Raw genomic sequence first — 15,558 nt, 5'->3', positions numbered from 1 at the left:
GTGATCGGTGTCGGCCGCCCCCGGGTCGGCCTATGGCTCACTCGGTGCGGAATTGTTGCTGTCCGAGGGGGGCGCCTCGTCGGAGCCCGAGGATGTGGCCGCCCATACGCCGCCGCCGACCGCGGCGACCAGTACGAGGCCTGCCACCCCGAGCGTGATGCGTCTGCGGCGCGCGGAGTGCCGGTTGCGGGCCGAGCCGGGCCGTGGCGACCCGTGGGCGCGGGGCGCGCGGGCCGTGCCGCGGGCGCCGCCGGCCAGCTCGTCCGGGGCCGGGACCCTCATCGACGTATGGGTGTCGCGGTTGGAGTCCTTGGGCGCGGAGCCGGGGATCAGGGAGACGGCGCCGCGGCGGGGCCGCTCCGGGGGCTCCTGCGGCGTCTCGGCCCGCTGCTCCGACTCGTCGGGGGCGGGCTCCGTCTCCGGCTCGTCCACGTCGAGCGGGGGCAGGCCCGTGAGCATCGGCTGAAGTTCGCGCAGGCGCGCGGCCAGCTCGGAGGCCCGCAGGCGGGAGGCCGGGGCCTTGGCGAGGCACTGGATGAGCAGCTGCCACAGCTCGTCGGGGATGCCGGGGAGCGGGACCACCGTCTCCGTGACGTGCCGGCGCAGGATGGCGCCGGGGTGGCCGCCCCCGAACGGCGTGAAGCCCGCGAGGAGTTCGTACAGGACCGTCGCGAGCGCGTAGATGTCGACGGCCGCGCGCGCGGGCAGGCCCTCGATGACCTCGGGGGCGAGGTAGTCGGGCGTGCCGATGATCTTCGTCGCGCGGGTTCGGCGCGGGGTGTCGATCAGCTTGGCGATGCCGAAGTCGGTGAGCAGTGCGGGGTGGGAGCCGCCGGGGCCGAGCTCGCCCTGCATGTCCAGGAGTACGTTCTCCGGCTTGACGTCGCGGTGCACGATGCCCGCGGCGTGCGCGGCGGCGAGGCCCTCGGCGATGTCCGCGACCACGGCGACCGCCGCCTCGGGCGGCATCCGGCGCTCGCGGTCGAGCCGCGTGCGCAGGTCCGTGCCGCGTACGAGGTCCATGACGAGCGCCAGGTCGTTGCCGTCCACCACCAGGTCGCGCACGCCGACCACGCGCGCGTGGTCGAGGCTCAGCAGGGCGGTGCGCTCCTGGACGAAGCGGCCGACCAGTTCCTGGTCCGCTGCGAGGTCCTCGCGCAGCAGTTTGATGGCGACCGGACCCTCGGGTCCCTCGCCCAGCCACACCGTGCCCGCACTGCCGCGCCCCAGGATCTGGTGTGCGGTGTACCGGCTGCCGATCTTCCGTGCCAAGGCTGCTCCTACAGACGCGTGTTGGCGCCCAAGCTACGCGGCTCGGACGCCAACCTACGCATCAGAGGGGGAATTCACCCGCTGGGTGTCGACAAATCTCCAACGTCACCGATCAGTTGCCCTTCGGCGGTCGGTCGTGACAGTCCGTCAAGACGGACTAGTTGCCGGTTTTGCTCCCCAGGTCGCCGATCCAGCCGGAGACCGTGGAGAACCAGTCGGAGATCTGGGCCCAGTAGCCCTTGCCGGTGCCGATCCAGTCCTGGAGCGGGGTGAACTCCCAGACCAGCCAGCTCACCACGAAGAGCATCACGATCATGAACAGGCAGCCCTTGAGGCAGCCGAGACCCGGGATCCGCATCCGGTTGGGGCTGCGGCGGCGCGGCTCACGCGGCTCCGGTGCCGGGCGCGGGGCCTGGCGGGGCGGCGGCTGCTGCGGCGGCGCGTACTGCTGGGGCTGCTGCGGCTGCTGCCGCTGCGCGTACTGCTGCGGCTGGTGCTGCGGGGGTTGCTGGGGCTGCTGCTGCGGGCGCGCGACCTGGCGCTGCGGGCGGCGGCGCAGCGGGTCCTCGTTCGGGTCGAGGTACTGGACCTGCGTCTGCTCGTTGCGGTCGCGGGCGGCGCGCAGTTGATCGCCCCAGGCGTCGGGCATCTGCTGCGGCGGGCCCTGCGGCATCGGCGGCATGACGGCCGTCGGATCGGCCGCGTCGGCGTTCTGGTCGCCGCCCTGCTGGTTCATGACGCTGGTGGCCGCGTTCGGGTCGTACGCCGATGCCGCGGCGGCGCCGGCCGCCGCTCCTGCCGCGCCCGCGAGGCCCGCGGCCGCCGCGTTGTTCGGCAGCACCTGCGTGGGGTCCGCGTCCGAGGTGCCGGGGGTGCCGGGGACCTGGGCCGGGGTGGGGTCCGGCATCAGGAGCGCGCCGACGCCCTCGGCTGCGGCGATCTGCGCGCTGCTCGCGTGCACGCCGATGCCCTCGGCGACGGTGCGCAGGCCGCGCGCGAGGTTCTCCGCGCTCGGCCGTTCGTCCGGGTTCTTGCGCAGGCAGCGCTCGATGACCGTCCACAGCGGGTCCGGGACCGTCGAGGGGCGGCGCGGTTCGGCGCTGAGGTGCTGGTGCAGGACTTCGAGGGCCGAGCCGCCGGAGAACGGGGGCCGTCCTGTCACCAGCTCGTACAGCAGGATGCCCGCGCCGTAGATGTCGACGGCGCTGGTCTGCGGGCGGCCCTCGGCGGACTCGGGCGCCACGTAGGCGGGCGTGCCGACGAACTCGTGGGTGCGGGTCAGGCCCGGGGAGTCGGCGAGGCGGGCGATGCCGAAGTCGGTGAGCATCGGGTACATCTCACCGGTGTCCTGCTTGAGCAGCACGTTCGCCGGCTTGAGGTCGCGGTGCACCACGCCGTCCGCGTGCGACGCGGCCAGCGCGTCGGCGATCTGGGCGGTCAGGAGCGCAGCGCCGACCGGCGAGAACGGGCCGTTCTCGCGCAGGTAGCGGTGCAGGTCGGGGCCCTCGACGAGGTCCATGACGAGGGCGAGCAGCTCGCCCTCGACGACCAGGTCGCGGGTCCGCACGATGTTCGGGTGGGTGAGCCGCAGCAGGACGGAGCGCTCCCTGAGGAAGCGCATCACCACGTCCGCGTCGTTGGCGAGCTCTTCCTTGAGGACCTTGATCGCGACGGTCTCGCCGGGCTGCCCGGCGACGGCCGCCTCGGCGCCCGCCGTCTCGCGCTGGCGGGCTCGCCAGACGGTGCCCGTGGCGCCGCGTCCGAGCGGCTCCTCGAGCAGGTACTTGCTGCCTACCGGCCGCACGTCATGCGCTCCCTGCATCGGTACTTGCTTGGGTCACCTGGTTCCGGGTGTTCCGACCCACTCTAGTGGCGGATCCCCCGGTACCCACTGTCGATCTTCTGTGGCTTTGGGTTCGGTTCCGCGCCGACCGCACCACCCGGGTACGGCCCCGGACCTACCCGTGTTCGACGGAAAGACGCACGGCTGGGGCCGTTGGTTGCCGAGGGGCGACGTGACCGATCTCAACCGGGCAACGAGCAGGCACTTTTACGGGCAGAGCCGACCAATCAAGATCACTTACGGGTGGCTGGCGGGCGTGTTGTCAGCGGCAAGTGCAAGGATGCCTCCAGCACTGGCTGACGTGCCCGTGGCGGTGGGGGGATCTGCGGTGGGGGACCGCGGGGCAGCCCCTCTGTCTCCGGGCGCCCGCGCAGAAGGGACCGCAGGCGGCGATGCAGATCCGGCTTACCGTCGTAGACCCCCTGGGCACGCGCCCCGACATGCTCGCACGTGGTGACGACACACTCGCGCGCGGTGTTGACGTACTGGTCACGGCCCCCGCGGGCACGGCGCTCGCCGCGGTCGCCTCCGGCCTGGCCACGGCCGTCGCGGGCGGCGAGGCGGGGTCCGCGACGTTGTACGCGGGCACGGAGCGGCTCGACGCGCAGCGCTGCGTCATAGGTGAGCCCCCACTGATCGACGGCGCGGTGATCGCGCTCGGCGCCCCCGTGGACCCCGGCCCCGAGCCGGACGACGCGGCGGCCCAGCTCCATGTGGTGGCGGGTCCCGACGCCGGCGGCGTCCATCTGCTGCACGGCGGGCAGATCCGCATCGGCCGCTCCGCCGACGCGGACGTCTCCCTCGACGACCCGGACGTGTCCCGCCTGCACTGCGCGGTGACGCTCGGCGACGACGGCCGGATCTCGGTGGAGGACCTGGAGTCGACGAACGGGACGTCGGTGGACGGCCGCCCCCTCGACTCCCGCCCCGTCCGCCTGTCTCCCGGTTCGCTGGTGCGCCTCGGCGAATCGGCGCTGCGGGTCTCCGTCGCGGGCGACGCCGCCCGCCCCAGGCCGCTGCGGACTGCGCCTGACGGGGAGGGGCACGTACGGGTGCTGTTCGCCGAGAAGCCGGTGGACGCGCCCGCGCAGACCGCTGCCGCCGATGCCGCCGGCCCCGAGCAGGAGACCCGGCACGCGTACGGGGACTCCGCCTGGGGCGCGGCCGGCGACGCCGCTCAAGGGGGCGCGCGGTCACTGGTGCCCGAGCCGGAGGCGGCCGAGGAGGCGGACGACACGCGCGTGGGCACCCCCGCGCGCGGCACCTCGCTGCCACGCGCCCCGCGCAAGCGCGGCGGGCTCTCCCGGCTGCTGCGCCGCGGCAAGCGTGACGAGCGCGACGGCTTCGACATGGCCGACCAGCACCACGAGATCCACGAACCGCACGTGCTGCGGACCCCACAGCGCTCCGAGCCCGTCGCGGGACCGGCCTCGCCCCCCGCGGCCCCCGCGTACGAGGAGGAGCCCAGGCCCCTCGCCGGCGCCGCCGAGACGTGGCCCGACGCGGCCGCGCTGCTCCTCACCGCGCTCGGCCCCGGGCCGCGGCTGTGGGAGCGCGGCCTTGGCCACGCGGAGGCGCTCGCGGTGCGGCTCGGCAGCGTCGACCGGCCGGGCCCCGGCGGGGTGGGGCTGCTCCCTGCGGTGCCGGTGACCGTGGGCCTCGCCGAGGCCGGGGCGCTGGGGCTCGCGGGGCCACGCGCGCGGCTCGCGGGTCTGGCGCGCTGCGCCGTCGCCCAGCTCACGACGCTGCACGCGCCGGAGAGCCTGGAACTCGTGCTGATCTCGACCGACCGTGCGCGCTCCCTGGAGGAGCGGGTCGCCGACTGGTCCTGGCTCGGCTGGCTGCCCCAGGTGCGGCCCGCCCACGGCCAGGACTGCCGGCTGCTGCTCGCGTACGACCGGGAGCAGGCGGCGGCCCGTACGAACGAGCTGCTGCGCCGCCTCGACGACCACGCGGCGGGGCTCAGGCCCTCGGCGCAGGCGCCCGACGAGCCCGTCGCCGCCACGGTCGTCGTGATCGACGGCGACCCCGGGAGCGCCTCGCTGCGGGAGGCCACGGTGCGGCTCGCCGCCGAAGGGGCCGCGGCCGGTATCCACGTCGTGTGCCTGGCCGAGGCGCCCGCCGCCTCACCCGCATCTCCGGCCACACAGAGCTACGAAGCGGCGTGCGCTCAGAGCCCGGCGTTCCGCGCGTGCGGGGCCGTGGCGCTGCTCAGCGGTGACGTGGCGACGACGCTGCGGTTGCACCGGGCGGCGCAGGGACAGCTCGTCGGGCACGGGACGGTCGGCACGGCCGACGCGGTGTCGCTCGCCTGGGCGGAGCGGTTCGCGCGGGCGCTCGCGCCGTTGCGCACGGACGCGGTGGGTGGTTCGGGTGACCGGCCGGGCTCGCGTGTGTCGGCGCCGCTGCCTCAAACCTCCCGACTCCTCGACGAGTTGGGGCTCGCCCGCGCCACCCCGGCGTCCCTGATGGCGCGTTGGGCGGCGGCCGGGGACGATCCGGACTCGCTCGGCGGGCGGGTGTGGGCGGTGCTCGGGGCCGGACCCCGCGGCCCGTTGACCGTGGATCTGGCCGCCGAAGGGCCCCATCTGCTGGTCGAGGGGCCCGCGGGCAGTGGCCGTACGGAGCTGCTGCGTTCGGTCGCCGCGTCGCTGGCCGCGGCCGAGCGTCCCGACCGGCTCGGGATGGTGCTGGTCGACGGGACGTCGGGCGGGGAGCGCGCGGAGGGGCTGCGGGTCTGCACGGACCTGCCGCACGTCACGACGCATCTCGCCGCCAACGACCCCGTACGGATGCGGGAGTTCGCCCAGGCGCTGAGCACGGAGCTGAAGCGGCGGGCCGAGCTCATAGGGCGTACGCACTTCTCGGAGTGGCACACGCAGCGGGCCGTGGCGGGGCGGGTCGTGTCGCAGCGCGGCGCGCCGTCCGCCGAGAGCGCCGGGGACGTGGACGTGCCGCCGAGTTCGACGATGCGGCTCCGTCCCGGTGCCACGCGGGAGAAGGCGGAGGCCGGGCCTCCGTTGCCGCGGCTCGTGGTGGTCGTGGACGACCTGGACGCGTTGCTCTCACCGCCGCTCGGTTCGCCGGGGCGGCCGGCCGCCGGGTCGGTCGTGCGGGCCCTGGAGGCCGTGGTGCGGGACGGGGAGCGGCTCGGGGTGCACCTCGTGGCGGCGTTCGCCTCCGGCGGGGCCGGGGGGTGGGCCGCCCGGCCGCATGTCGTGCTCGACGCGCCGGGGACCGGGAGCGAGGATCCGGCGCCGGGCCGCGGGGTGTTGCACGGGGCGGACGGGCGCGACGTGGAGGTGCAGGCGGGGCGGGTGACCGGGCGCATCCCCCGTACGGCGACGCAGCGGCCCACGGTGGTGGCGCTCGAGTGGGCCCGCATGGGCGACCCGCCGGACCGCCGCCCGGTCCGCGAACTGGGCAACGGCCCGACCGACCTGGCCCTCCTCGCCAGCGCCCTGGAACGCGCGGCCCGCTCCGTCTCGGCAACCGAGGTCCCGTCACTCCTGTGACCACATCTGGCCACTGCTGCTCAATCTCCTTAGGGGCTTGAGGAGTTGACTCATCACGACCCCGTCACGATCACCCGGTTGACAGCACGGGCACCCTTGCCGGTTCTCCCTGGTCGGGCGTAGACCAGTGCGCACGGGACAGCGCTCAGTACGTACGTTCAGCGTTCAGGACGAGAACGGGGCAGTGATGGGCAGCACTCGCAGCACTTTTCGTACACGCACCCCCAGCACCCGCAGGACCCGCGGCACCCACACCTTCCGCACGACCCTCGTGGGCATCGCCATCGGCTCCCTCGCGCTCACGCTCACCGCCTGTGGAGGCGATGACGACAACGGCACGTCCGACGGGAGCGGCGACAAGACGCCCGCGTCCTCGGTCAAGCTGCCGAAGCTGAACGGCAAGTCGGTGGAGATCGCCGCCGTGTGGACCGGCGACGAGCAGAAGAACTTCAAGCAGGTGCTCACGGAGTTCGAGAAGCGGACGGGCGCCAAGGTCACCTTCGTCCCCGCCCAGGACCCGATCATCAACTTCCTCGGCTCGAAGGTGGCCGGCGGCGCCCCGCCGGACGTCGCGATGCTGCCGCAGCCCGGCGCCATCAAGCAGGCCGTCGACAAGAAGTGGGCCAAACCGCTCGGCAAGGACGCCGAGGCGCAGCTCGCCAAGAACTACTCCCAGGGCTGGCAGGACCTCGGCAAGGTCGACGGCAAGCAGTACGGCGCGTACTACAAGGCGGCCAACAAGTCCCTGGTCTGGTACAACACCAAGGTCTTCGAGAACGCCGCCGCCAAGGAGGCGAAGACCTGGAAGGAACTGCTCGCCACCTCGCAGGCGATCTACGACTCCGGTGTCACGCCGTTCTCCGTCGGCGGGGCCGACGGCTGGCCGCTGACCGACTGGTTCGAGAACATCTATCTGTCGCAGGCGGGCCCCGAGAAGTACGACCAGCTCGCCAAGCACGAGATCAAGTGGACCGACCCGTCCGTGAAGGACGCGCTCACCACGCTCGCCCAGCTGTGGGGCAAGAAGGACTTCCTCGCCGGCGGCAACAAGGGGGCCGTGGGGACCGAGTTCACGAAGTCGGTCGAGCAGACCTTCACCGGCGGCGACCAGCCCAAGGGCGCCATGGTCTACGAGGGCGACTTCGCGCAGGTGAACATCCAGCAGACCAAGGCGAAGGTCGGCACGGACGCGAAGGTGTTCCCGTTCCCCGCGGTCGGCTCCGGTGACAAGCCGGTGGTCAGTGGCGGTGACGCCGCGGTGATCCTGAAGGACTCCGAGGCGTCGCAGGCGCTGGTGACGTGGCTGGCCTCGCCGGAGGCGGCGACCATCCAGGCCAAGCTGGGCGGCTACCTCTCCCCCAACAAGAACGTGGACCTCGCCTCGTACCCGAACGCGGTGCAGCGCGAGATCGCCAAGGCGCTCGTAGGGGCCGGCGACGACTTCCGCTTCGACATGTCGGACCAGATGCCGCAGGCCTTCGGCGGTACGCCCGGCAAGGGCGAGTGGAAGGCGCTGCAGGACTTCCTGATGAACCCCAAGGACATCGCGGGCACCCAGAAGGTCCTGGAGGCCGAAGCGGCCAAGGCGTTCAAGGACTGACGCGGCGATGACCTCCGCCACCGGCGGCGGCACCCCGGATCCCGGGGCTGCCGCCGCGACGCCGCCACGCAACCGTAAGAGCGTCACCGGCACCCGCAGGTCCGTCGCCGGGCTCTTCCTGCTGCCTTCGCTGATCCTGCTCGGCGCCCTGGTCGTGTACCCGATCGGCTACTCGCTCTTCCGCAGCTTCTTCAACGCCTCGGGCGGCTCGTTCATCGGGTTCGACAACTACGAGACGCTGTTCACGCGCGAGGACACCAAGGCCGCGATCAACAACAACATCTGGTGGGTGGTGCTGGCCCCGACGGTCGCCACGGCGCTCGGCCTGATCTTCGCCGTGCTCACCGAGCGGATCCGCTGGGCCACCGCGTTCAAGCTGGTGGTCTTCATGCCGATGGCCATCTCGATGCTGGCCGCGGGCATCATCTTCCGGCTCGTCTACGACCAGGACCCGGAGAAGGGCGCGGTGAACGCGGTCATGGTCGGGGTGCACGACACGTTCGCCGACTCCTCCGAGTTCCCGAAGGCGCATCCGCGCGGGAACGGCGCGCTCGAAGGGAAGAGCGGCGGACCGTTCCTCACCAAGGAACCGGTGCGGGCCGGAACTCCCGTGCTGCTCCCGCTGGTCGGCGTCGCCGCCGACCAGATGCCCGAGGACGCCAAGCCCGCGAAGGAGCCCGCCGCCGGGAAGGCCGGGGTCACCGGCACGGTGTGGCAGGACTTCACCCTCGGCAAGGGCGCGGGCGGCCTGAACAAGGTCGACGCGACCGAGGTCGGCTACCCCGGCATGCGCGTCGAGGCCGTCAAGGGCGGCAAGGTCGTGGCTTCCACTACGGCCGCAGCCGACGGCACCTTCGCACTTCCGGCCAAGGCCGACGGCGCCCAACTCCGGCTGCCCGCGGCCAACTTCAAGGAGCCGTACAACGGCGCCGACTGGCTCGGCGACAAGAAGTTCTTCACGATCCACCTCGGCGGATTCGATCTGTACCTCAACATCGTGACGACCTCGATCATGGTCGCGTACGTGTGGATGTGGGCCGGGTTCGCGATGGTGCTCATCGGGGCGGGCCTCGCCGGCATCCCCCGCGAACTCCTCGAAGCCGCCCGTGTGGACGGCGCCTCCGAGTGGCAGGTGTTCCGCCGGGTCACGGTGCCGCTCCTGGCGCCCGTGCTCGCGGTCGTCCTCGTCACGCTGATGATCAACGTACTGAAGATCTTCGACCTGATCTTCATCATCGCGCCGGGTTCCTCGCAGGACGACGCCAACGTGCTGGCCCTGCAGCTGTACAGCTCGGCGTTCAGCGAGGGCAACGAGGGCCTGGCCAGCGCGATCGCGGTGCTGCTCCTGCTGCTCGTGATCCCGGTGATGTGGTTCAACATGCGGCGGCTGCGGCGGGAGACAAGGCGATGACCACTCTCCACGAGACCGTCAAGGCACCGCGCTCGCTCGCGCGCCGGATCGGCGACCGGGTCAGCGGCGGGTTCGTCCAGTTCGTGCTGCTGCTGATCGGCGTGCTGTGGCTGGTGCCCACGATCGGCCTGCTGTTCTCCTCGCTGCGCTCGCCGGAGGACATGGCGGACAGCGGCTGGTGGACGGTGTTCAGCAAGCCGGCGCAGCTGACCTTCGAGAGCTACAGCAGCCTCCTGGAGAACTCGGACATCACACGTTCCCTGGTCAACACGGCCCTGATCACGGTGCCCGCGACCCTGCTCGTGATCGTGATCGGCTCGCTGGCCGGCTACGCGTTCGCGTGGATGGAGTTCCCGGGCCGCGACTGGTGGTTCCTGATCGTGGTGGGGCTGCTCGTGGTTCCCGTGCAGGTCGCGCTCGTGCCGATCGCCCGCCTCTTCGGCGACATCGGCATCTTCGGCTCGATCTTCGGCGTGATCCTCTTCCATGTCGGCTTCGGGCTGCCGTTCGCGGTGTTCCTGCTGCGGAACTTCTTCGCGGAGATCCCGCGCGAACTCCTGGAGGCGGCCCGGCTGGACGGCTCGGGTGAACTGCGCCTGTTCCTGCGGGTCGTGCTGCCGCTCGGCGCTCCCGCGATCGCCTCGCTCGGCATCTTCCAGTTCCTGTGGGTGTGGAACGACATGCTGGTCGCGCTCATCTTCACGGACACCGACAGCCAGCCGATCACGGTCGCGCTGCAGACCCAGGTACGGCAGTTCGGCAACAACGTCGATGTGCTCGGTCCCGGCGCGTTCATCTCGATGGTGGTCCCGCTGGCCGTGTTCTTCGCGTTCCAGCGTCAGTTCGTGTCCGGCGTGATGGCGGGCGCCGTGAAGTAGGAAGATCGGGATGAGGCGTACAACCGGGATTTATCGAGCGAGAAGGCCTCTCGTTCCCTCCCGGCCACTGCGCGGACACCCCGTGCACCTACCCAGAGCTGATGGCCTCCCGGGCCCTGCGGGCGAACGCGTCGTCCGCAGGGCCCGCACCCACGTCATCCGTACTGGAGCTGACATGCAGCACGAGTCCCGCCCCGCGCCCGCCGAACCGCCCCGCCCGGCCGCGCTCGACGACGTCAAAGGCTGGTTCCACAACATCGACCAGGTGCTCTTCGACTGGTTCCTGAGCCGGCAGCGCGCGCTCGGCCAGGACGGGGATCTCCTCGAACTCGGCGTCTATCTGGGCAAGAGCGCCATCTTCATGGGGCAGTACCTGGAGGAGAAGGAGACCTTCACGGTCTGCGACCTGTTCGACTCACCCGCCGACGACATGGCGAACGACAAGGAGATGAACAAGTCCTACAGCACCCTCACGCGAACCGCCTTCGAGTCCAACTACCAAGCGTTCCATGACGAGTTGCCAGAGGTGGTGCAGGGCCCCTCGCACGTGATCACGTCCGTGGTCGCCCCCGGCAGCTGCCGCTTCGTCCATGTCGACGCCTCGCATCTGTACGAGCACGTGCACGGCGACATCGAGGCGTCCCGCGAACTCCTCGGCGAGGACGGCATCGTCGTGCTGGACGACTTCCGCGCCGAGCACTGTCCGGGGGTCGCGGCCGCGACGTGGGGCGCCGTCGCCACGACGGGGCTGAAGCCGCTGTGCATCACGGCGACCAAGTTCTACGGGACGTGGGGCCCGTTCGAGCCGGTGCGCACCGAGCTGGGCGCGATGCTCGCGGGGCGCAAGGACTTCTGGCACGGCGCGGAGGAGGTCGCCGGGCACTCGATGATCCGCATCGACGGCAAGAAGGCGAAGCGCCCGGCGCAGCCGGTGTCGCGCTACGAGTCGACGGCGTCGGCCGTGCCCACGCAGGGCCCGCGTCCGAAGGGCCTGCTGCGCTCCCTGCTGGGCCGCTGACGCCCCAGGGCCTTGCGGCTCCTTCGGGACTCGCCCCGCCTTCGTGGACCGTGGCGCTCACCCGCACGGCCCACGAAAGGCGGGGCGGGCCGCTCCGGCGGGGCACGCATGCCCCATGCCGTACATGACGACCACCGCACTCGTCCGGGGAGCGGCGCGCGGCGCCACGGCGCTGCGCGGCGGCCACTTCTGGCGCCCGACCCCGTTCTTCGTCTTCGGCGGCCTGTGCTGGCTGCTGCTGACGCTGGCGTACTGGTGGGTGCCGATGGCCTACGACTACGGGCTGCACGCGGCGGTGATCGAACGCCTGAAGGTGAGCCTGCTGCACCCGCGCCACCCGCTGGTCGACCTGCCGGGCGCGGGCAACCCGTACGTCTCGTCCCCGTACGCGATGGCGGAGGGAGCGTTCGCGCGGGCAACGGGCCTGACGGGCTGGGAGGTCATGAAGCTCGCGGGCCCCGCCAACCTGCTGGTCCTGCTGACGGGCCTGAACCGCTTCGTCCGGGCGCTCACATCACGCCAATGGGCCCCGGTTCTCGCCCTGTTGACGCTGACGCTGCTCTGGGGAACGAGCACGGACTGGCGGACCGAACCGCTCGCGCTGCGCTCCCTGATGATCGACCTCGGCTACCCGTCGACGTTCGCGATCGGGATCGCCCTGTGGGTGTGGGCGGGCGCGTGGCGACTGCCGCGGGAGAGCGCACGCTGGACCGTGGCGGGGGTCGCGGCGGTGGGGCTCGTATGGCTGTGGCCGGACGCGGACCCCGCGCAGCCGCACTTCCCGTGGCTCGCGCTGATCGGCCTCCCGCCGCTGTGGCTGCGGCTGCGCCGCGACCGCAAGGACCCGCTCGTACTGCTGTGCGCGGCGGGCATCGCGGCCCTCGCGTACGCCGCACTGGCCGATCCCTCCGCGTACGGCGCGGCCATGGTCCTCACGGTGGTGCCGCTCCAGCTCGCCCTGGCGATCGCCCTCGCGGCGCCCCGCCCCTGGCCGCGGCGGCGCCGGGCGCTCGGCGCGCTGGCGGCGACGGGCGCGGCGCTCGGCTTCCTGGCCACGGCCCTCGACCCGCCGCCGAGCTGGCCCGCGTACACCTGGGCCGCGCAGCACATTCCACCCGGCGACACGGTCCTCACCAGCGGCTACCGTCCGATCCGGGCGCTTCCGGGCTACGGCCCGACGCTGGTCGCGCCCGCCCGCCCCGACCCGGTCGTGGACAGGGCCGAGTGGGACCGGCGCCGGGCGGCGGTGCGCGCCTACCTCTCCCCCACGTCCACCCGCGCGGAACGGGAGGCCGTCGCCGACCGCTACCGCGTCCGCTGGCTGCTGCTCGACCGGGGCGAGCGGCTGCCGCCGGAGGCGGTGCTGGTGGCGTGGAGCCCACAGACGGGTGAGGTGCTCGCGCGGGTCAACGGGGGTACGTCCAGGGCCGGTTGACGCGGGCCTACTCGACGACGAGCTGCACGTCGATGTTGCCGCGCGTCGCGTTCGAGTACGGGCACACCTGGTGCGCCTGCTCGACCAGCTTGCGGCCCGTCTCGGCGTCGACCGAATCGGGCAGTTCGACGCGGAGCACGACGGCGAGCCCGAAGCCCTCGCCCTGCTTGCCGATGGAGACCTCGGCGGTGACGGCGGCGTCGGCGACGTCCACCTTGGCGTTCCGGCCGACGAGTCCGAGCGCGCTGCCGAAGCAGGCCGCGTAACCGGCGGCGAAGAGCTGCTCCGGGTTGGAGCCCTGGCCGTTGCCGCCCATCTCCGTCGGGATGCCGAGCTGAAGGTCGATCACGCCGTCCGAGGAGACGGCACGCCCGTCGCGGCCGTGGGTGGCGGTGGCGACGGCGGTGTAGATGGCGTCCATGGGAGGACCTGCCTCTCGGTTCCGTGAGTGTCTTCGTGAATCTCTTCGCGACTGTCTCTGTACCCCACCAATAGAGCACACAATTCAATTGTGCACAACTAAATCGCGCGAGCGTTACTCTGGATGCATGGCCAAGCGCAGCACCCCCGACACCCCCGGCACCGACGAGTTCCTCCGGCTCGACCGCCAGATCTGCTTCTCGCTCAACGCGGCGTCGCGCGCCTTCGGCGGCGTCTACCGGGTGCTGCTCAAGGACCTGGGCCTCACCTACCCCCAGTACCTGGTCATGCTGGTGCTCTGGGAGGCCGCCCCCGAGGAGGGCCCGCTCCCGGTCAAGCGACTCGGCGAACGCCTCCGCCTCGACTCCGGCACCCTCTCCCCGCTCCTCAAGCGCCTGGAGGCGAACGGCCTCGTCCGCCGCGAACGCAGCGCCACGGACGAGCGCTCGGTGACCGTCGCACTCACCGACTCCGGCGCGACCCTGAAGGTCCGCGCGGCGGAGGTCCCGCGCAAAATCGCCGCCGCAACAGGCTTCGACCTGCAAGAGATCGAATCCCTCCGCTCCCAACTCGACCGCCTGACAACCGCGCTGGACAACGCGGCGCTCTAACGCCGCGGCGGCCGACTCGGCACAGGCCGAGTGAGCGCATTCGCCCTCCGCCGGGTGGGCGAATTCAAGCCCCGCCGGCGATTGAGGCGCGGGGTCCGGGGCGGAGCCCCGTGACGTGGCCCCCGTCGCGGCGCACGAGAACCTCCGGCCCCCCGAACCCTCCGGACAAGCTGCGCAGCCTCCCCCGCAAGGCCCACCCCCACCGCGATCGCCAACGTCACCGCCGCCGCGTGCACAAGCCCCCCGATCCCCGTCATGGTCCGCCCGGAGGCAAGCGCGGCCAGCGCCACGTACAACGCGCTGCCCGGCAGCAACGGGGCGATACCAGGAACGACGAGCGGCAGCGCCGACTCCCGCCTCCGCCGGGCCACGGCATGCGCGGCGCACCCGACCCCGGCCGCCACCACCGCCGTACCGACGAGCGAGGGAAGCCCGAGGACCGCGAACTCGGCCGCCACCACGAACCCGACGAGCCCGAGCAGCGCCGCGGGCAACCAGTCCCGCCGCGGCGTCCGCGCCCGCGCCGCCACGGCCACCGAGAACACGGCGGCGCCCACGACGGGTGCCCCCAGATACTCGGCCCGCTCCGCCGTCGGCACGACCGGCGCCTCGAACCCGACGAGCCGCCCCACACCGAGCACGGCCACCACACCCGTGACCACCGCGGCGAACACGAGCATCGCGTCGAAGAGCCGCCCGAGCGCGGTCAGATAGTGCCCGGTGAGCGCGTCCTGCACGGCACTGACGAAGGTGACGGTCGGCAGCAGCCCCAGCACCCCGGCGACCACGACGGACTGCACGGTCGTCGGCGGCGCGCTGTGACTGATCGCGACGGCCAGCACGGCGGTCGGCATCGCGGCGACGGCCGAGCGGTAGAACGAGGGCACGCCGTTGCACCCCAACCAGCCGCTCAGCAGCGCCCCGAGCAGCCCGGCGAGGAACGCGCACACCGATGCGAGCGCACCACCACCGAAGGCGATACCACCGCCCGCGGCCACGAACCCGGTCTGCACCGGCACCCGCCACACCGCCCACCGCCCGCGCTCCGCCGGCACGTCGAGGATGCGCGCTATGGCGGCCCGCGCCTCGTCGAGCCCGAGCTGCCCTGCACTGATCCGCTCGACGAGGGCGTGAATGCGCCCCAACGTACGGAAGTCGGTGGCGTGCTTACGGATCACCCGGTTCGCGTGCAGCGGCGTGAGTTCACCGGGCGCGTGCGCGGACAGCGACACAGAGGCGAGCGTGACACCCGGCTCGCAATAGCTGAGCCCGTACGTCTCGGCGACGACCAGCATCCCGGCGACCGCCTCCTCGGCGGAGGCCCCGTACGACAGGAGCGCCTCCCCGAGCCGCGTCGCGAGCTCGGCGACGCGCGCGCCGTAGGCCTCCATGTCGGCCCGCCCGTCGTCGTGCAGCAGCTCCCCGCCGTACCCGTAACTTCTGGTCGGCTCGATGCCGCGCAGCCGGGGCAGCGCTTTCGTCAGCCAGGGGTCGGTGCGGTCGAAGGTGGCGGCGGCGCGGGCCCTCGAAGGCATACAAATGGAGCGTAACGGAC

Annotated in this window: 11 protein-coding genes; 7 read left to right on the top strand and 4 right to left on the bottom strand. The window is 72.4% G+C overall.

Annotated elements, in window-relative coordinates:
* Positions 1-30: 30 nt before the first annotated feature.
* Both ACOKM3_RS25290 and ACOKM3_RS25285 read right to left on the bottom strand, forming a co-directional pair.
* Positions 31-1,272 (bottom strand): serine/threonine-protein kinase, encoded by a 1,242-nt coding sequence (locus ACOKM3_RS25290; RefSeq protein WP_426903322.1) that lies wholly within the window; start codon positions 1,270-1,272, stop codon positions 31-33.
* A 157-nt stretch (positions 1,273-1,429) separates the two neighbouring features.
* A complete protein-coding gene (locus tag ACOKM3_RS25285) occupies positions 1,430-3,076 on the bottom strand; it encodes a serine/threonine-protein kinase (protein WP_426903321.1) in 1,647 nt (548 codons plus the stop codon).
* Between the two features lie 431 nt (positions 3,077-3,507).
* Between ACOKM3_RS25285 and ACOKM3_RS25280 the strand changes: the two genes are divergently transcribed.
* The 6 genes from ACOKM3_RS25280 to ACOKM3_RS25255 all read left to right on the top strand — a co-directional run bounded on the left by ACOKM3_RS25280 (position 3,508) and on the right by ACOKM3_RS25255 (position 12,972).
* Positions 3,508-6,630 (top strand): FHA domain-containing protein, encoded by a 3,123-nt coding sequence (locus tag ACOKM3_RS25280; RefSeq protein WP_426903320.1) that lies wholly within the window; start codon positions 3,508-3,510, stop codon positions 6,628-6,630.
* A 187-nt stretch (positions 6,631-6,817) separates the two neighbouring features.
* Entirely contained in the window at positions 6,818-8,230 is a 1,413-nt protein-coding gene (locus tag ACOKM3_RS25275) for an ABC transporter substrate-binding protein (RefSeq protein ID WP_426903319.1), read from the top strand.
* Between the two features lie 7 nt (positions 8,231-8,237).
* Positions 8,238-9,641, top strand: a complete 1,404-nt coding sequence (locus ACOKM3_RS25270; protein WP_426903318.1) for a carbohydrate ABC transporter permease — start codon at positions 8,238-8,240, stop codon at positions 9,639-9,641.
* The gene (locus ACOKM3_RS25265) at positions 9,638-10,519 is read left to right on the top strand and encodes a carbohydrate ABC transporter permease (RefSeq protein WP_426903317.1); all 882 of its coding nucleotides are present in this window, start codon (positions 9,638-9,640) and stop codon (positions 10,517-10,519) included. The genes ACOKM3_RS25270 and ACOKM3_RS25265 overlap by 4 nt, the downstream gene beginning before the upstream one ends.
* 175 nt (positions 10,520-10,694) lie before the next feature.
* Positions 10,695-11,537 carry a class I SAM-dependent methyltransferase gene (locus tag ACOKM3_RS25260; protein WP_426903316.1) on the top strand — a complete coding sequence of 281 codons (843 nt, stop codon included), beginning with the start codon at positions 10,695-10,697 and terminating at the stop codon, positions 11,535-11,537.
* Positions 11,538-11,661: 124 nt separating this feature from the next.
* Entirely contained in the window at positions 11,662-12,972 is a 1,311-nt protein-coding gene (locus ACOKM3_RS25255; RefSeq protein ID WP_426903315.1) for a hypothetical protein, read from the top strand.
* Between the two features lie 7 nt (positions 12,973-12,979).
* Here the strand turns inward: ACOKM3_RS25255 and ACOKM3_RS25250 are convergent, their stop codons facing one another.
* A complete protein-coding gene (locus ACOKM3_RS25250) occupies positions 12,980-13,393 on the bottom strand; it encodes an organic hydroperoxide resistance protein (RefSeq protein WP_426903314.1) in 414 nt (137 codons plus the stop codon).
* A gap of 127 nt (positions 13,394-13,520) precedes the next feature.
* Here ACOKM3_RS25250 and ACOKM3_RS25245 point away from each other — a divergent pair, with 127 nt between their 5' ends.
* A complete protein-coding gene (locus tag ACOKM3_RS25245; protein WP_426903313.1) occupies positions 13,521-14,003 on the top strand; it encodes a MarR family winged helix-turn-helix transcriptional regulator in 483 nt (160 codons plus the stop codon).
* Here ACOKM3_RS25245 and ACOKM3_RS25240 read toward each other — a convergent pair.
* Positions 14,000-15,538 (bottom strand): threonine/serine exporter family protein, encoded by a 1,539-nt coding sequence (locus ACOKM3_RS25240; protein ID WP_426903312.1) that lies wholly within the window; start codon positions 15,536-15,538, stop codon positions 14,000-14,002. The two genes, ACOKM3_RS25245 and ACOKM3_RS25240, sit on opposite strands and share 4 nt — an antisense overlap.
* Between the last annotated feature and the right edge of the window lie 20 nt (positions 15,539-15,558).

The organism is Streptomyces nidicola (genome assembly GCF_050106155.1).
Classification (GTDB): Bacteria; Actinomycetota; Actinomycetes; order Streptomycetales; family Streptomycetaceae; genus Streptomyces.
The sequence above is the reverse complement of the archived record's forward strand: the minus strand, read 5'-3'. Positions and strand labels throughout refer to the sequence as shown.